Origin of the sequence: Levilactobacillus brevis ATCC 14869 = DSM 20054 (assembly GCF_001433855.1) — a bacterium.
In the GTDB taxonomy this organism is placed as follows: Bacteria; Bacillota; Bacilli; order Lactobacillales; family Lactobacillaceae; genus Levilactobacillus; species Levilactobacillus brevis.
This window is the reverse complement of record NZ_AZCP01000005.1, coordinates 147,326-165,254: the sequence shown is the minus strand read 5'-3', so window position 1 is coordinate 165,254 and position 17,929 is coordinate 147,326. Positions and strand designations below refer to the sequence as shown.

Genomic DNA, 17,929 nt, shown 5'->3' with positions numbered 1-17,929 from the left:
CTCATTTTTTAAAATTTCACATAATCTAATTGGGCAATTGCACGATATAAGGACCAAATCGCGGCACCGTGACCACTTCCACAGTGGTATTAAACACCCGTTCCAGCAGTTGTGGATCACGCAATTGGGCCGGAGTTCCACTGGCGGCCAAACGACCATCATTCAATAACCACAGCCAATCACTCACCTGAAAAGCTTGATTGATGTCATGTAGCACCTGAACAACCGTCATGCCCTTAGCCGCCAACGATTGCAACTGCGTCATCAGGGTCTGCTGATAGTGTACATCTAAGTACGTGGTCGGTTCGTCCAGCAGCAAAACGGCCGGTTCCTGAGCCAGAGCTGCGGCTAGCCACGCACGTTGCTGTTGACCACCTGACAAATCTTGCATGAACTGATCGGCTAAAGCAAGTAACCCCGTTTGCGCCAAATAAGGCTGCACCTCATGAAACGGCACCGTTTGCCATAAGTTATGATATGGTAACCGTCCCATGGCAACAACCTCCTGAACCATCAACTCATCATATAGCTGATGATGTTGGGTGACCATTGCCACTCGTTGGGCCAGCTGCTTGGTGGTCCAATGAGTCAGCGGTTGGTCGGCCAAACGAATCTCCCCAGATTGGGGCAACAATTGTCTTGCCAACAGTTGTAATAGCGTTGACTTTCCTGCTCCATTCGGGCCAATGATCGTGGTGATTTTTCCAGTCGGTAATTCGCCAGATAATGCAGTGAGGCCACTTTTTTGTCGTGGATAATGATAACTAACGTGTCGACATTCCATAAAACCCTCGCCCCCGTTGTAGTAACAAAATCACAAACGGCCCACCGATAATCGCCATCATCGTCGCTGCCGAGATCTCGCTGGGACTAATAACCGTTCGTCCCAATGTATCTGCTGCTAACATCAGCCAAGCGCCCGCCAACATTGAAAACGGCAAGACCGTCTGATAATCATGTCCGACTAAGCGTCGCGCAATATTGGGGACGACGATTCCGACAAAGGGAATCGCGCCCACGACTGCGGTAACACTAACCGCCAAATACATGCCTAATAGCAGCAGACTCCAACGAATAACGCTGACGGGCACACCAACGTGGCTCAGTGCCATATCAGTCAACTTTAGGTAATTGGCCCAAGGTGCAATCAACAAGGCCCCTATCAGTCCAATAACCCCCAAAATCAAGAGCACGGTAGTCTCTGACCACGTCATACCATTAAACGTACTGGAGCTGATTTGCGTCGCCCCGCTACTGAGTAACTGTTGCAAGCCCACAAAGGTCGCATCCAAAGCGACCCCAACAATAATTAAGCGGTAGGGATCAGCTAATGCGCGGCCACTGGTTAAAATGGCCAAGGCGACTAAGCCGCCCCCCAGAGCGAAGAACCAATTGCGGCCCCACATGGCGGGCAACAACAGTGCGCCCCCTAATTTGAAAAAATTAGCTGCCGCACTCACCCCTAAAATACTGGGATCGGCAATTGGGTTACGAAAAACCGCTTGAAACAGGGCCCCGGCGACTGCTAAACTTCCACCACAAATTAGACTGCTTAGAATTCGTGGCACCCGTAATGTAAACACGGTCGTAAAATCTGAACTTGCCGGTCGTGTCACGGCGCGGAAAATCTGCGCAATGCCCAGCCAGGTGGTGCCAACCATCATCGCTAGTACAATCGTCACCAGCAGTAAGCCTAAGATTCCGGTATACCACCAGCCCGCATGTTGCTTCATGCTGGCACCTCCTGGGGATAGAGCCAACGACTCACCTGATTAAGCGCTGCGACAACTTGCATATTGGCCGTCGCATCAAATGTCGGTTCCGTTAGATCATAGACACGGTGGTGTTTAACCGCCGCCGTTTTCGACCACATCCGATTAGACTTAAATTCCTGGTTGAATTGCTTGGTCACCATGGTTGGCATGGCATGGGCCAAACGTAAAATTACCTGTGGATTAGCCTTTTGAATGGCTTCGTCGTTTGGTTGCTGGTATTCTTGATGCTGACTCGTAAACACATTTTGACCACCGGCTAATCGGACCAAATCACCCACATAGGACCGATTGGTAGCAATCATATAACTGGCACCCGGCAAGCCCATGAGGACTAATACCCGTGGTGCTTTTTGTCGTTGCGCCCGTTGCTTGACCCGTTGTTTTGCCTGATTAATCAACCGATTTTGTTTAGCTGCAGCCGACTGGCGCTGGTACCGTTGTCCCAACTGTGTCAGCGTTGTCTGCAAATGACCAACACTCGTCAAATCTAAAAAGTGCGGCGTAACGTGTTGGGCCTTAAAGGCTGCACCAAACTGATCATCCAACGTGGTCACCGAATACACCACGGTCGGTTTCAGCGCTGCAATCTTCTCTACGCTGGGATTCATTGGGCTACCAACCTTAGTGACATGCTGATACTGTTTGGGCATCGTATTAGCCGTCGTCGGAACGCCCACTAACGGTAAATGAAGTTTGACCGCAATTTGCACGATGGCATAGGTCGTGGCCACAATCCGTGGCTGGGTCTGTTGTCGATATTGCTGACGCCAAGCCAGACCACCGCCAATTATTCCACAGAGTACGAGCACAGCCAGTGTTATTAAGCCAATTTTTCTAGGATTTCGCATTTGCTTTTCCTCCTAATGTCGGCCAACATACCACCAGCTACCGCCACCGACAACAACCAAAATCGCTACGATACCAGCAATTAACCGGCCCCAATGCGTGCTCTGTTGGGGAACTCGATCCGCATTAGTTGCGGACTGCTGGTTGGCTAAGGTCTTCGCACTTGGCTGATGACTTGACGAACTTGATGACGTTGTCGGTTGCTCCTTAGACTTTGACTGGTGGTGAACCGACTTGGTTGGTTTGACCGCTGACGTTGAACTGGCAGTTGATGTGTTCGTCTTTTTTGATGTCTTGACTGCTGGTACTTTTTTCGCCGTTGTTGCCGTTTTTGCTTGGGTTAGTGCCGGCAGATGGGCTGTTTGAAATTTAAAAGTAATCAAATGCTTAGCGCGGTATACATCCGGCACATTAATCGCGAGCTTAGCTGTAACCGCCCGTTTTAAATTGGTCGTCGTGAATGAATAATATAAATGCGAGTTACCTGCCGAATCCTTTTCCTTGCGCACGTTGGTTGGTGCCTGACCGTCAACTGACAACACCTTGACCGGCCAATTAGTCAGCTTTTTAGCTGTCTTAATATCCATCGTAACCACATAAGCATGATTTCTCACCGTTACCGTCGCCGGATGAACGAAGTAACCGCTCGCCATTGACGTTTGCTTGGTTCCATACTTTAACGCCGCATAATCGATTGATTGCGCGTGTGCCGGGGTTGGAATTAACCACAAAAATAAGAGCGCAAATAATCCGACACATAGCCAATTCTTAATCTGCTGCTTCACGTTGTTTCCCCCCTAATACATAACCACAAGCGATGAGTCCCAACCAACCCAACATCGACCATGACGACTGCTGTTCACCCGTCTTTGGCAACGTTGCCTTAGCTGCAGCATGGTGCGTAGTAGATGGCGCTGTTGCTGTAGTTGCCTGTTCAGTGGTTTTCGGCAATGCAGCAACGGTTGCCGCCTGAGTCTGATCTGCTGATCCACTGCTGGCAAATCGGAAGCGAATCGGAAAGGTTTCACTAATCGACATAACCGGCACCGTCACGTGAATCTTTCCGGGTATCAATTGACTGGCTAAGTCTTGTCGATTAGCGACCATAAAACTATACTGCATGGTATATGCCTTAGCCGTTTGACCATAGCTTACTTGCTGCGGTGCCATTCGATTGATTGATTCAGGCACAACTGCCCGACTCCCTAACTTTAATGACTTGGCATACTTGACTGTCAGTGTCACGCGATAGCCTTGCTTAGTTGGGGTAACCTTAGCAAGATCCGTATAGTATTGATCCGCTTCGGACTTCTTCATTTTCGTTCCCTGTAGCACTTGATACCGCCAGTATTCGGTTTTAGCAGTTGCTTTAACTATTTTAGCCGTTTGGGCCGTACTCGTCTTCGTGGTTGTCGCTGGAGTTGTCTGCTGCGAAGACTTGTCCTGAGAACTTGCCTGACTGCTACTTTTTGCCGTATCAGCCAGTGTCGTTGTCTGGTCCAATAGTTCACTCGTTGTCGTTGTTGTGCTGAGTCGTTGCGCTTTTTCCCAATCTAATGCTAGCCGGGCCGTTTCATTCATCGCCCCCAACGGCGTTGTCAAACTAAACGTTGTTGTCAATGGACTCGTCTGACCAGTTAGATTCACCTGATAAATGGTTTGCTGGTTAACCGCCTTGACCTTAGTTACCGGTTGACCACTGATTTTCATCGACTTGATATATTGCGCGCCGTTAGATGTTATCAAGAGCGTTGTCTGTTGATCTTGAACTCGCGCCACTGCCGAATCCGTGAAAAACGGATTCGCTGATGAAGTTGCATTGCTATCGGCCTTAATAATCTTCATGGGAACCTGGTACACCCCATTACTCAGTGCTGCCGCATGCGCTGTTCCTGACCAACCAATAAAGATGGCCCAAATCAGTACCAAACAACCGAGCCACCGCCAGAATTGTTGTCGAACTTTCATTGATAAACTCCCCCATTTTCCATTCTTTTTGGCATTAGACAAAACAACGAGACCAGACTAGACGTCTTGATCTCGTTGTCGCCGTCATGGTTGCCATGGCTTGTTTTACTTAACCGTTACCGTCTTAGTTACTGGCTTATAACCGGCTTTAGTAGCGGTTACCTTTAATTTCCAACTCTTCTTAACTGCCTTTTTCAGTTTAACCGTGTAAGCCGTCTTTTTAGTTGTCGTCTTGCCCAAGGTTGTCTTGTTATGTTTAACGGTTACTTTGGCACCCTTAGTCGTTGTACCACTTACTTTCTTAGCAGCCGCTTTAACCCGTTTAGTACTCAGGGCAACCGCCTTTTTGGTGGTCTTGCTGGTTGCTTTAAGCGTGTTGGTCTTAAACTGAAGCGTTGCTGCTTCTTGCATGGTCATGGTTTGCCCATTCATTGGCACAGCCAGTGAAAAACCAATCGTTTGTGTCTTAGTTAAATCTACCTTTGTAAAGGTATAGGTGTTACCACTCGTTGCCTGTTTAACAGTGCCCGTCTTGCCCCCTAGGGTCAGCGCCTTAATATAGGAGCTCCCAGCAGCAGTCGCTTTGATTGTCACTGTGGCCTGTTTATTCTTAACGCTAACGGTTGCCGTGCTATCTAAGTAATTAGCGGCCTCAGACGGTGTGGTAGTCCCAGTCTTGTAAACATTAAACTGAACACTATACCGACCATTTGCCAGCTTAGCGGCGTTTAAACTGGCCGCTTGAGCAGTTGCTGGGTTACCAACAGCTTGATTGACTGAAATACCGGCGCCCGCACTCGCCAGCATTAATAACGCACTCATAACAGTTAAAGATTTTTTCATAAGAAATACCCTCCCAAAACAAAATATGTAACTTATGAATCCGAATTCATCGTAGCACGAAAATTAGTTGAGCACCACAATTTTGTAGCCATTCAAACTGACATTTGGTTTATATACCGATAGACGAAACGATTAACGTCTCCCTCCCCATTGCTCCATACCAAAAAAACCAGGGATCTACCAACAAGATCCCTAGTTACGGTTTAAGTAAGTTACTTAAGTTACCTATCCAATGTGATTTTCATGTAAGATTGCTGTGACTTCTTCTTGAACCTCGGCCGGCTTGGCCCATTCCTGAAACTCAGTAAAGTCTTCTTCAGGCATCGCATAGTGCTCATTAACATAATCCTCGTATGCCTGAACGTGTGGCGTATGGGCGATGTTTAATTGTAAAATCCGAACTTCTTTAATGAGTCCCCGTTCAACCGCCAACTCAGCCCGACCATTTTGCACCATATTACTAATTTCCATATACTTACTGCCATCTAAACGCGTTATCTCTTCAATCAACGTAAATACTTCGTGACTCTTCATCACTCTCACCTCCGCGCAATAGATCTATTATAACCGGTCTACGAACAAAACAAAACCACTACCAGGGAATGGCAGTGGTCGGCATAAGAGAGAAAGAGAATTGATTAGAAGGTAATTATTAATACCTTACAAGCTATAATATACCGGTATTTGTAAGCGCTGTCAATACTTTTTCAGAAAAACGTTTTTATTTTTGATGATTTCCGCTAAACACCGCGTTGACCCTGAGACAGTTAGTCATCAACGCAAAAAGGGCCGGAAATAACTTCCAGCCCCCACCATTTAGTCTTCACCAAATGAGAGATAAACCTTTAACCAATTCATTGGGAAATCAGCTAAAGAGGTAAATAAATGGTAATTTAACGATACCACGTTAAATGATAAAAATCTATTTGTTTTCTCATTATTCTATTATTTGACACCAGACGTGGCATTGGTATCGTGGAGAACCGTTTCTGGGTGCACGATATTCCCTGGGTTTTGTATCACGTCTCCCAGTGAGTGCCCTGAAACGTTGATCAGACAGGCTAACACAAACACGATTCCCACTGCGATGGTCAAGAACCGATTACCCCAACTCATCTTTTCGCTGATAACTGAACCATAGAAGTCCTTTTTAACTTCTGCGGCAACATTCTGATCGCTCGGATCATTAGCCTGTCGTTCCTCAATCACCTGTTGCTGGTAAGCATCAATATCAAATGCCTTCTGGTTAGCTTTCATCTGCCGTTGGAAGTGTTTCTTTTCCTTCTTGCTTTGTCCCTTGAACCACTTGGTAAACTCGCGGTAGTGCTTAACCACCGCTTCAGTAGCACCAATTTCTTTTAACGTTCCGTAATGAATCCAAGCAACCCGATCACACAAAATCTCAATCTGCTTTAATGAGTGACTAACAAAGACAATGGTTTTCCCTTCATCTTTGAACTCAGAAATTTTGTCCACACACTTTTGATAGAAGGTATCATCCCCGACGGATAAGGCTTCATCAATGATCAAGATATCTGGATTAACGTGTACCGCAATCGAAAAGCCCAACCGAGATTTCATCCCTGATGAATAGCTCTTAACGGGTTGATACAAGAAGTCACCAATATCCGCAAACGAAACGATATCATCCATTAAGGCATCAATCTCTGGGTTGGTTAACCCCTGCATGAGTGCCTTCAAGCGAATATTTTCCAAGCCGGTTAGATTACCCCGTAGCCCCGCACCAATAGCAATAATTGAGGTATCACCACGCACATCCACCGTCCCGGTCGTTTGCGGAATAATTCCGGAAATAATATTAGAGAGCGTTGATTTACCAGATCCGTTAACCCCAATCAAGCCCAACGTTTCTCCAGCCTTCACTTCTAGTGAAATGCCCATTAAAGACCAAAAATGTGGCACCTTAGAATTGCTTAGTGAGAAAAATGACCGCAACTTTTCCGCCTGACTCTTGTAAAGATCGTATTCCTTTGTCACATGTTGTACTTTAATTTTATAAGAATTATCCATGAATTAAACTTCCTAACTCAAAATTTGCGCTACCTGCATTACCCAGCACAGTGCCTGAGCTTAGTCTGTTGTATTATACCAAATATTTCCGCTTTGTGGAAAAAATCTCGTTGAGCTTAGCTTTTTCTTTAGTACCGTCTACTTCTCTGGTCAATTAAAGTATTTTCCGAAAATCTTCTCAACTTGATTTGAGTCAAGTTAATCTCGTCAGTAGCTCCGTATACTAAGCTTTGTAATCAAGTTAAACAACTTTCAAGGAGGTTTTCCCAATGAGTAAAGTAACCATGAAATTAGATGACCTAACCTGCCCGTCTTGCATGACTAAAATCGAAGGCGCCCTGAGTAAAAAAGACGGCGTTGAAAATGTCAAAGTTCTCTTTAATGCCAGCAAAATCAAAGCTGAATTCAACACTGACAAAGTGAGTGCTGAAAGTTTAGAAGCGGCCGTTACCGATTTAGGCTATACCGTTAAAAGCGCCAAAGTTAAAGACCTATAATCTTGTCATATTAGAAAGGATGTCTCGCCCATGACGACAACTATTGAAGACCGTTACGCTGCTGAAAAAGCGCAAACCGAACATGATCACCACGTTCCCACCGCTGGTGCCATGACCAACCACATCTTAGCTAATCTGCATATTTCCATTGTCAAGTTCCATCAGGTTCGTTGGTCAATAAAAGGTCCCCTAGCACTCAGCGTCCGTCAACTCCTCACTACCTACATCACCACTTACCGTAACCAATTTGATGCGCTAGGTGAATTACTACTAGATGAAGGTGAAATCGTCTCAACCACTACGACAGAGTATCATGACTATAACATGTTACAAGAAGGTGGCGACAAAAAGTATTACGCCGCTACAGATCAACTCAACGAATTGATTCATGATGCGGATACCCACAATCTCTTTATTGATCGGGCCATTAAGCTCGCTGAAAAAGAAAGTCGGCCTGCACTAGCCACCTTCTTGGTAACCCTTCGTGGAACCAACAATCACATCATCCGCGAACTTCAAGCCGTTTTGGGTAATTCGGCTCATACCGGTTTAGATGATGAGGATGAAGACGACGATGATTAATTAATTCCCCTAAATCAAAAAGCGACGACGTCCTGTGAGGCGGCGTCGTTTTTTTGTTAGCCCACCGGTTGCATTTTTCTGACAAAAGCGGTTAGATTGAAGTAACCGGTTGCATTGGCGACTAGACAGCCTTTATCAGGCTCGTCAACTAGTGACTAATCCGTTCCAACCCGATATCTTGATTAAAGGAGTTCCCTCAAATGTCTAACTTACCTCACTATCAGCAACAACAGCAAACCGTGACGTTTGCTTATTCGCAAGGTGCCTTGCAACTAACCGTTCTCACCCTAACGATTATTCGGGTGTTCAGTAATCGTGGCGAGTCAGGGCACTCTTACGCCATTACCGGTAACAAGCAGCAATCAACGCCCTTTACATTAACCACTAAAGATAATCACTATGAATTACGAACGTCGGCCTTAGCCGTCAGCCTAGATGCCGATCGCCATATTGATGTTTATGATGCGCAAGGCGCTCCATTGGTAACCGATTACCGTGGTGAACGGCACCTCTTAGATAAGGGAGTCGATAAGGTTCATCAAAAATTGGTAGAAGCAGAAGGTCATAGTGCGACAACCCAATCAGCCCACGATGCTGATTATTTTCAGGTTGTTAAAGACCTCGCCTCCGATGAGCAACTCTATGGTTTGGGTGACAAGACCGGCTACCTTAACAAGCGGGGCTTTGAATATGATAATTGGAATATAGACTATCCCGATCCACAATTAGAGATCTTACCCAATATCTACAAGTCAATTCCCGTTATGTTGGGATTAAAAAATGGTCACCCGTATGGTTTATTTTTCGATAACCCATACAAGAGTCATCTCGACTTAGGCAAGGAAGACCCCCATTATTATGTCTACACTGCCGTTGCAGGCAATCTTGATTATTATATTCTGGGTGGTCACACCCTCAAGGATATTGTCACAACCTATACTTATCTAACAGGCCGCACACCATTGCCCCAAAAATGGACGTTAGGTTATCAACAATCCCGTTGGGGGTATAGCGCCAGTCAAACCGAAGTTCAGGCCATCGCGGATAACTTAAAGAAGTATGATTTGCCTTGTGATGCGATTCATTTCGATGTCGATTACATGAATGGTTACCGCGTCTTTACGTGGGATCACACCAAGTATGCTGATCCACAAAAATTCATTGCCCGCCTGAAGGCCCGCGGAATCAAGGTCGTGCCAATTATTGATCCCGGTGTCAAACAAGACCCTGATTACCCCGTTTATACTACTGGTGTTGCCCAGAATTATTTCGTGAAAACTCCGACTGGTGAAGTCTATATCAATAAGGTCTGGCCTGGTGACTCCGCATTTCCCGACTTTGGTCGTCCGGCCGTCCGCCAGTGGTGGGCCAACAATACGAAATTCCTGACAGATTTAGGGGTGGCGGGAATCTGGAACGACATGAATGAGCCCGCCTCTTTTGATGGCGAGATTCCAGAAAACACCGTCTTCTACGACCAGGACCAACCCGCAACTCACCGAAAAATGCACAACGTTTATGGCCATAACATGGCACAAGCCACCTATGAGGGCCTCAAACAACATCAAGGCAAACGCCCATTTGTTATCACCCGCGCCGCTTATGCCGGTACGCAAAAGTACGCGACCGTTTGGACTGGCGACAATCGGAGCATGTGGCCTCATTTACAGATGATGATTCCCCAGCTTTGCAACTTAGGTTTAAGTGGTTTTAGCTTTGTGGGAACCGATATCGGCGGTTTTGCGTCGGATACTAGCCCGGAACTACTCACCCGTTGGATTGAAGCGGCCATCTTTAGCCCCCTATTGCGAAATCATGCGGCAATGGGGACTCGTCGGCAGGAGCCTTGGGCCTTTGGTGAGCCAACCCTTAGCATTTACCGCAAGTATCTTAAACTACGCTATCGGTTTATCCCATACCTCTATGATTTATTCGCACAGGAAAGTCACACAGGATTACCGATTATGCGGCCTTTAGTCTTGAATTATCCGACTGATCACCGGACTCAAAATCTTGACGATGAATTCATGGTCGGCGACCAGATCCTCGTGGCGCCAATCGTCCAAAAGTCCAAGCGGCAACGGCTCGTCTATCTGCCAGCTGGCGAATGGGTTGACTTCTGGACTCACCAAACCTACGCCGGACAGCAAGACATCGTGGTTCAAGCGCCCCTGGACAAGCTGCCATTGTTCATCAAACGGCAAACGCTACTTCCTTGGGGACCAGCCGTTGATCATATTGCGGAAACCCCCGACTCATCAATGACTTTCCAGCTGTTCGGCGATCAAGGGACTTATGACCATTATCAGGATAACGGAAGCAATTTCGACTATCAGACTGGTCAATATAATTGTTATCACCTCAGCGTTGATCCTCACCAAGTTTCAGTAACGCTAACTCATCACGGCTTTTCTGCCGCTTATCAGACCATTCACCTAGCCTTAAGCGATCGTGTGGTTACACTTACTTATGACGCGCAGACCACTAGTTATCAACAAATCTAATAGCGAGTTAACCGTTGCCCCTAAATGACCTTTACTTGGCCATTCAGGGGCATTTTGAATCGTCCATAATTCTATTAATTTTACTCATTTCACCAACTATTCTCGCTAACTTGATTCACATCAAGTTAAGCTAGGCAAAAAGCAGGCATAATAAACTCATCAACAAGGAACCCAACACTTAAAACTGTCTTTTAAAGAAAGGATCGTTCACTTATGACAATTCAACGTTATATTTATTCCCATACTAATCCCATTACCTTTTGGTCAGCTGGTCTGATCATTCTTGGCTTTCTCAACACATGGTTCACAAAAGTTCCTTATATCACGGATACTGCTTGGATTATTGCTTCGGTAATTGCAGCAGCCCCCATTGTCTTACGCGCCATCGGCGCCCTTAAAGCCAGGGTCTTCAGTATTGAACTTCTCGTCGGGATTGCCGTCATCGGCGCCTTTGCCATCGGTGAATTTGAAGAGTCAGCCATTGTGACTTTCCTCTTTCTCTTTGGTTCCTATCTCGAGCAAAAAACACTAGCCAAAACGCGGGGAGCCATTCAATCCTTAACTGAAATGGCACCGACAACTGCACTATTAGTCAATGACGATGATACTACCGAAGAGGTTGATGTCGATGACTTAGAAGAAGGTAACCTGGTTTTAGTTAAGGCTGGTGGTCAAATCCCCGTTGACGGCACAATCACAGATGGTACTGGTTACGTCAACGAAGCCTCAATTACTGGCGAATCACGGCCCATTAATAAGCAACACGGCGATCACGTTTACTCAGGGGCAATGGTCGAAAGTGGCACCTTGAAGATTACGGCCACCCAAGTCGGTGACGAGACTACTTTTTCCAAGATTATTGAGTTGGTTGAAGAAGCCCAAGACACTAAATCACCCGCGGAAAAATTCATTGATAAATTCGCGCAATACTATACGCCGGCTGTCCTAGTCATCGCGATTCTAGTTTTTATTTTCTCGCGTGATTTACGTTTAGCGATCACCGTGCTTGTACTGGGATGCCCTGGTGCTTTGGTTATTGGTGCCCCCGTTTCTAACGTCGCTGGTATCGGTAACGGCGCCAAACACGGTATCCTCATTAAGGGAGGCGATGTCGTTGAAAGCCTAGCCAAAGTCGATACCATCGTCTTTGATAAGACTGGGACCTTAACGACCGGTAAAATGACTGTTGCTTCAACCAAGCAATATACAACCGATCACTCATTACTAACGGGTGTTGCGCAGATCGAACAGACTTCTGATCATCCCTTAGCCCAAGCAATTGTTGCACACTTAACTGCCCAATCGCCAGATACTCCCGTTACGATGTCTACCGAGACCATCAAGGGGCGAGGAATGATCGGCCAATGGCACGACGCACCATTATACGTCGGCAATGCCGCCTTACTCAAAGATCATCAGATTTCCCTCACCGAGGACCAGCTAAGCGACCTACATGCGATGCAAGATACCGGGCAATCCACGGTGTTGGTCGGTTATGCTGGGCAACTCGCTATGATTTTGGGCGTAGCCGACACCGTTCGACCTGAAGTTCCTGGTGCTTTAGCTGCAATGAAACGCCAAGGAATCAAGCATTTAGTCATGTTAACCGGGGACAACCAAGCGACCGCTCAAGCTGTAGCTGAATCATTGGGAATTGACGAAGTTCACGCAGATCTTCTCCCAGCCGACAAAGTTACCTTTGTTAAGAAGTTCCAAGACATGGGCCGCAATGTTGCCTTCGTGGGTGACGGGATTAACGATAGCCCTTCCCTAGCAACAGCCAATGTCGGGATTGCTATGGGGGGTGGAACCGACGTTGCTATTGAAACGGCTGATGTGGTCCTCATGCAATCGAGTTTTACCGCACTCAGTCACGCAGTGGGCTTAACGAAAAAAACATCTGCCAATACTAAGGAAAATATTGCAATTGCCATTCTCACGGTGGCGTTTCTCCTAATCGGTTTAGTCTATGGGTATATCTACATGGCAAGTGGTATGTTCGTGCACGAAGCCTCCATCTTAGTCGTCATTTTCAACGCCATGCGTTTAATTGGCTACAAGCCCCGCACGGCTGCCGCCACCCCCGCTCAACCCCAACAGTTAGCGACTAATTAAGTTGAGCAAGACATTATTACAACACCAAAAAGGGCTTCTCAGAATCTGCTTGATTCCGAGAAACCCTTTTACTTGTTCCAGTTATGCAACAACTTAAGCCAAAGCCCGGGCATCAACCCAGTAATTCGTCTGACTACCGTTAAACTGAATCCGGTACCACGTGGTCTTATAAGCCGTTTTCACACCTTTGAAATTAACCGTTACCTTAGTGCCCTTTTTACTACCCGCAGGCCATTTGTAAGTTTTCTGATTGAAATGGGTTTTTTTAACGTGATTATAGAGCGTATATTTACTGTACTTAGCACTTAACTTTTTGGTTCCGCTAGTTGCTGAATAAGTAACCGCGTCATACTGCGGTGCCGCAGCCGTCTCGGTGGCTGCAATCCAATACGATTGTTTACCAACCTTAATCCGGTACCACGTTGACCTATAACCATCCTGTGTTTTGATTGCTTGTTTATCAGCCACATAGGACTTCGCCGTTAGCTTATTTAGGGCCCCCATGGACTTTGCCAAATAAGGTGAATTAAAAACATGATCATAATAGCTGCCACTAACTGTATTATTCACTTTGACCGTAGCCGTGCCACTCGTATATTTTACGGTTGGCAACGTCAACGCCTTGGCATATACCCAATATTTCTTAGCGGAGGTGTTTTTGGCGAACCGAATGCGATACCAAGTCGTCTTCTTCCCGGTTGATGCATCTTTTTTAACGCCCCGCATGTCCAAGTAAACTAAGACATTCTTTCCAGCAGCAACTTTGCTCCAGGCCGTTTTAGTGATATTGGCGCGGGTTCCCTTCACGTGGTTATACAACCGATAAGTCGCATACTGCCCACTTAATCGAGCCGTTTGCGTCCCGCTGGCACCATAATAAGTTGCTTTAGAGTAGACCACTGGTTTAGGTTTTGGTGTTGAGCCAGAATTTGAATTGGAACTCGAACTATCGGAAGCACTAGCATCCAGCAACGTGTTCAACCCATACTGCTTAATAATTGAAATCAAGCTACTTCCATAAGTGGGCGCCGTGGCGTACGTACCAGTCAGCGCATTAGCGGCATCTGCATACGTTGCCGCATTTTCCCGCCAAGTACCACTGTAAATACTGGTGTTATAACTGGTCCCATTACGTAAAAGCTTAGCATTGTCCGTCATTGACGCCTTAGCACTTGGATATTTACGAAAGTTCGCATTCGTATAATATAATTGACCATTACTATCATACTCAGCCGTTTTCATCGTCACGGAAGCACCATTGTAGCTCCCTTTAATGCCAAAATAATTATTTGCGGTCGTTGTCAATGTGCTGGTTCCCCAGGCACTTTCAAGTGCCGCTTGGGCCATCATCACAGACGGGTATAGCTTATACTGATTGGCAACAGTCGTGACGGGACTTTTGAGCGTTGAAATAAAGGTTTGTGGGTCCGTCGTCGCCGCATGACTCGTCCCCTTCGTTAACATAAAGCCACTGACACCGGCACTCATCACCAGTGCCGCTAGTAGCCATCGTTTTATTCGCACCATTTTATCGGTTTCCCCCTTAAAATCGCTTTCAGGTAAAGAATACCATAGTTTGACGGGGTCTCAAAAGAAAAACTTAAGATAAAATCGTGTTGTAACATAGCTTTAATCTAAACGACTAGCCGCCGCTTCATCCAAAATCACCGTAACATTCGGATGAGTCTGCAAAAAGCTGGCTGGTACATCCGGTGTAACTGGCCCTTGAATCATGGCGGCCACGGCAGCGGCCTTTGCTTCACCATAAGCTACAATTAAGATTTGTTTAGCCTTTAGAATTGAGCCAATCCCCATTGAATAAGCATAACGTGGCACCTCGTCGGCATTATCGAAAAACCGCGCGTTGGCCGCAATCGTGGAGGCCGTTAATGCGACTTTATGGGTGGTGGAGTCCGCTGGTGTTCCCGGCTCATTAAAACCGATGTGACCATTTTGGCCCAACCCTAATAGCTGCAAATCAATTGGATTCGCTGCAATAATGTCATCATACGCCGTAGTTGCCGCCTGCTCATCTAAGTTAGTCCCGTCCGGTACATAGGAGTGGGCAAACGGTTTAGCGGCAAATAAGTGCTGTTGCATAAAATAATGGTAACTTTGGGGATGATCTGCACTTAAACCCACGTATTCATCTAAATTAACGGACGTCAACTGACTAAAATCCAAATCACTGGCCACCAGCCGATCATAGATTGTGACTGGCGTACTCCCCGTTGCCAAACCTAGTACTTTAGCTCCCTGCTGCAAAACCGTTTCAAAGACCTGATAGCCGGCCTGTCCTCCGGCAATTTTATCACTGACGATTTGAACATTCATATTAGCTAATTGTTTCATCTCATTCAGTCTCCCTCTCTAATGGTATAGTCCAATTATAAATGCTCTAGACCGGTTTCGCAAGTCCTTTGCTCAAAAAAATTGTTTATCAAATAAAAAAGCGGCCTGCCACATGGCAACCGCCGCTATTTCCGACGAATACCTCGCCGGTTCGCACTTAATTCATTTTGTTGTTTCCGGAACTTCTCAAAAGTTGCATCGCGTTGTTTCTGGTTCTTATGGGTATCCACTCGTTTTGTATACTTCATTTTTTCACCACCGTTTTCATTAATTAACTGTAAGTACTATACAGCGAAAATCCCGTTTACGCAAGCAGAAGTCCCTGTCGTTACAGGTTCCCATAAACACAAAAAAGGCCGAGACAATTGTCTCGACCTTTTCAACTTATCTAGTTATTCAACTGTCACACTCTTAGCCAAGTTCCGTGGCTTATCAACATCTAAGCCCTTATTTAAACTCGTGTAGTAAGCCAACAATTGTGCTGGTACGACACTTAAGAGTGGCATTAACATCTCATCGACATCCGGTAAGACTAAGTCATCACCATCTACGGCTAAACTTTCCCGGACAATCGTCAAGGTTTGTGCACCACGGGCCATCGTTTCTTGTAAGTTACTCCGGGTTAAACCAGCCGTCTTCGCCTGCGTAATAAACCCAATAACTGGTGTTCCAGCCTCAATTAATGCAATCGTGCCATGCTTTAATTCACCAGACGCGAAGCCTTCACACTGAATATAAGAAATCTCTTTCAGCTTCAAAGCTGCTTCTAAGGAAACGGCGTGGTCGATCCCCCGGCCAATGTAAAACGCCCGGTTAGTCTTTAACAAGTACTTGGAAGACATCTCTTCCAGCTTATCCTTTTCATCCACAATAGCTTGCATCCCAGTTGCGACGAGTCCCAACTGTTGCCGAATATTGAAATTCTGCGCAATGATCTGGCCAGTTAATTCACCTAAAGCCTTGGCCAAGATAGCTTCCAAAGCAATTTGGGCCGTGTACGCCTTAGTTGAAGCCACCGCAATTTCTGGACCGGCATGTAACAACAAGGTGTAAGTGGCTTCACGTGATAACGTGGAGTTTTGCACATTGGTGATTGTCAAGCTCGGGTAACCCGCATCGTTCACGTTAACCAAAACTTCACGACTATCAGCTGTTTCTCCAGATTGGGTCAGGAAAATAAAGAATGGCTTCTCAGATAACATCGGTTGTTCATACGCAAATTCTGATGACACGTGAACTTCCGTTGGAATGTGAGCCAAGTTTTCAAAGAGGCGCTTACCAATCAGCCCAGCGTGGTAACTCGTCCCAGCGCCAATGATATACAACCGATCAGCGGCTTCCATTGCTTGTAGCAATTGCTTGTCAATGTTAGGTTCGCCGTGTTCTGACAGATACGTTTGGGCTAATTTACGCATCACGTTAGGTTGTTCATCAACTTCTTTTAACATGTAGAATGGATAAGTGCCCTTGTCTGCTTCATCAGCGTTCATGTCAACGTGGAAAGGTTTCCGCTCAACAGTCTGACCATCAGCGTCTTCGATTGCCACTTTATCTGGCGTGATCGTTACAACTTCACCATCCATTAATTCCAAGAAATCGTGGGTTTCCCGTAACATGGCCAAGGCATCTGAGCAGACAACGTTGAAGCCATCGCCGACACCAATTAATAAGGGGCTCTTGTTCTTAGCCACAAATAATGTGTCTGGTTGTTCCCGATCCATCATTAAGAAGGCATATGAGGAACCCTTCAGCAGGCCTAGTGTCTTCAAGAAAGCCTGCTTAGCATCTAAGTGATCTTCTACCGCAAACTTATCAATCAACTGTACGACAACTTCTGTATCCGTTTGGCTCCGGAAAGGTACATCACTTAAATATTGCGCCTTAAGTTCTTGGAAGTTATCAATCACACCATTGTGAACCAAGTAAAAGCGGTCGTCGTTGGAGAAATGTGGGTGCGCATTATCCACGCTAACCACCCCATGCGTTGCCCAACGCGTATGACCAATCCCAGTTGATCCGTGAACTTCTGGCGTAATCTTAGCACTTAATTCGGAAATCCGGCCCTTGGCCTTTACCAAATAATCCTGGCCTTTTTGGTCATTAACATAGATTCCGGCTGAATCATAGCCGCGATATTCCAACTTTTGTAGCCCATTAACTAAAATTTTAACGGCGTTATCGTTACCCGTCACTCCAACAATTCCACACATAAGTTTATCTTCCTTTGCTCGACACCACTTCCGGTTATCCGGTCGGGTCGGTTAGTTTGATTAGCGAAATGTATCAGTTTTCTCTAAAATTGGTATAGACTGAAACGTTTTGAAAATCATCTCTGAATGACTATACTTTACAGCGTTCTGTTAGGGTTGTCAATTATAAAAAATAAAACCGGTCTATTATTTCTAACGGATGGCAA

At 46.0% G+C, this 17,929-nt stretch carries 16 protein-coding genes; 4 read left to right on the top strand and 12 right to left on the bottom strand.

Going from position 1 to position 17,929, the window contains the following annotated elements; genetic code table 11:
* Positions 1-25: 25 nt before the first annotated feature.
* From FC61_RS10620 to FC61_RS10585, 8 genes are all read right to left on the bottom strand, one after another.
* Positions 26-784, bottom strand: coding sequence for an ABC transporter ATP-binding protein (locus FC61_RS10620; RefSeq protein ID WP_021741400.1), 759 nt, complete (start codon positions 782-784; stop codon positions 26-28).
* Positions 765-1,733, bottom strand: a complete 969-nt coding sequence (locus FC61_RS10615) for an iron ABC transporter permease (RefSeq protein WP_021741401.1) — start codon at positions 1,731-1,733, stop codon at positions 765-767. The genes FC61_RS10620 and FC61_RS10615 overlap by 20 nt, the downstream gene beginning before the upstream one ends.
* Positions 1,730-2,623 carry a heme ABC transporter substrate-binding protein IsdE gene (gene isdE, locus FC61_RS10610; protein ID WP_021741402.1) on the bottom strand — a complete coding sequence of 298 codons (894 nt, stop codon included), beginning with the start codon at positions 2,621-2,623 and terminating at the stop codon, positions 1,730-1,732. The genes FC61_RS10615 and isdE overlap by 4 nt, the downstream gene beginning before the upstream one ends.
* A gap of 12 nt (positions 2,624-2,635) precedes the next feature.
* Positions 2,636-3,406: an NEAT domain-containing protein gene (locus FC61_RS10605; RefSeq protein ID WP_021741403.1), complete on the bottom strand. Its 771-nt coding sequence runs from the start codon at positions 3,404-3,406 to the stop codon at positions 2,636-2,638.
* Complete coding sequence (locus FC61_RS10600) at positions 3,390-4,589, bottom strand: NEAT domain-containing protein (protein ID WP_021741404.1); 1,200 nt, start codon at positions 4,587-4,589, stop codon at positions 3,390-3,392. Before FC61_RS10600 ends, FC61_RS10605 begins: the two co-directional genes overlap by 17 nt.
* Before the next feature lie 105 nt (positions 4,590-4,694).
* The gene (locus FC61_RS10595) at positions 4,695-5,432 is read right to left on the bottom strand and encodes an NEAT domain-containing protein (RefSeq protein ID WP_021741405.1); all 738 of its coding nucleotides are present in this window, start codon (positions 5,430-5,432) and stop codon (positions 4,695-4,697) included.
* 225 nt (positions 5,433-5,657) lie between these two features.
* Entirely contained in the window at positions 5,658-5,966 is a 309-nt protein-coding gene (locus FC61_RS10590; RefSeq protein ID WP_011667470.1) for a hypothetical protein, read from the bottom strand.
* 411 nt (positions 5,967-6,377) lie between these two features.
* Positions 6,378-7,463, bottom strand: coding sequence for an ABC transporter ATP-binding protein (locus FC61_RS10585; protein WP_021741406.1), 1,086 nt, complete (start codon positions 7,461-7,463; stop codon positions 6,378-6,380).
* A gap of 269 nt (positions 7,464-7,732) precedes the next feature.
* Between FC61_RS10585 and FC61_RS10580 the strand changes: the two genes are divergently transcribed.
* The 4 genes from FC61_RS10580 (at position 7,733) to FC61_RS10565 (ending at position 13,161) form a co-directional block, all read left to right on the top strand.
* Positions 7,733-7,960 carry a heavy-metal-associated domain-containing protein gene (locus FC61_RS10580; protein ID WP_011667468.1) on the top strand — a complete coding sequence of 76 codons (228 nt, stop codon included), beginning with the start codon at positions 7,733-7,735 and terminating at the stop codon, positions 7,958-7,960.
* A 30-nt stretch (positions 7,961-7,990) separates the two neighbouring features.
* Positions 7,991-8,542 carry a ferritin-like domain-containing protein gene (locus tag FC61_RS10575; RefSeq protein WP_021741408.1) on the top strand — a complete coding sequence of 184 codons (552 nt, stop codon included), beginning with the start codon at positions 7,991-7,993 and terminating at the stop codon, positions 8,540-8,542.
* A 200-nt stretch (positions 8,543-8,742) separates the two neighbouring features.
* A complete protein-coding gene (locus tag FC61_RS10570; RefSeq protein WP_021741409.1) occupies positions 8,743-11,046 on the top strand; it encodes a glycoside hydrolase family 31 protein in 2,304 nt (767 codons plus the stop codon).
* A gap of 213 nt (positions 11,047-11,259) precedes the next feature.
* Positions 11,260-13,161, top strand: coding sequence for a heavy metal translocating P-type ATPase (locus FC61_RS10565; RefSeq protein ID WP_021741411.1), 1,902 nt, complete (start codon positions 11,260-11,262; stop codon positions 13,159-13,161).
* Positions 13,162-13,254: 93 nt separating this feature from the next.
* Here the strand turns inward: FC61_RS10565 and FC61_RS10560 are convergent, their stop codons facing one another.
* From FC61_RS10560 to glmS, 4 genes are all read right to left on the bottom strand, one after another.
* The gene (locus tag FC61_RS10560) at positions 13,255-14,688 is read right to left on the bottom strand and encodes a glycoside hydrolase family 73 protein (protein WP_021741412.1); all 1,434 of its coding nucleotides are present in this window, start codon (positions 14,686-14,688) and stop codon (positions 13,255-13,257) included.
* 102 nt (positions 14,689-14,790) lie between these two features.
* On the bottom strand, positions 14,791-15,495 hold the full coding sequence (locus FC61_RS10555; RefSeq protein ID WP_035464387.1) for a glucosamine-6-phosphate deaminase: 705 nt from the start codon (positions 15,493-15,495) through the stop codon (positions 14,791-14,793).
* Positions 15,496-15,638: 143 nt separating this feature from the next.
* Positions 15,639-15,761, bottom strand: coding sequence for a hypothetical protein (locus FC61_RS12565; protein ID WP_011667463.1), 123 nt, complete (start codon positions 15,759-15,761; stop codon positions 15,639-15,641).
* A gap of 144 nt (positions 15,762-15,905) precedes the next feature.
* A complete protein-coding gene (gene glmS, locus FC61_RS10550) occupies positions 15,906-17,723 on the bottom strand; it encodes a glutamine--fructose-6-phosphate transaminase (isomerizing) (RefSeq protein ID WP_021741414.1) in 1,818 nt (605 codons plus the stop codon).
* Positions 17,724-17,929 lie beyond the last annotated feature (206 nt).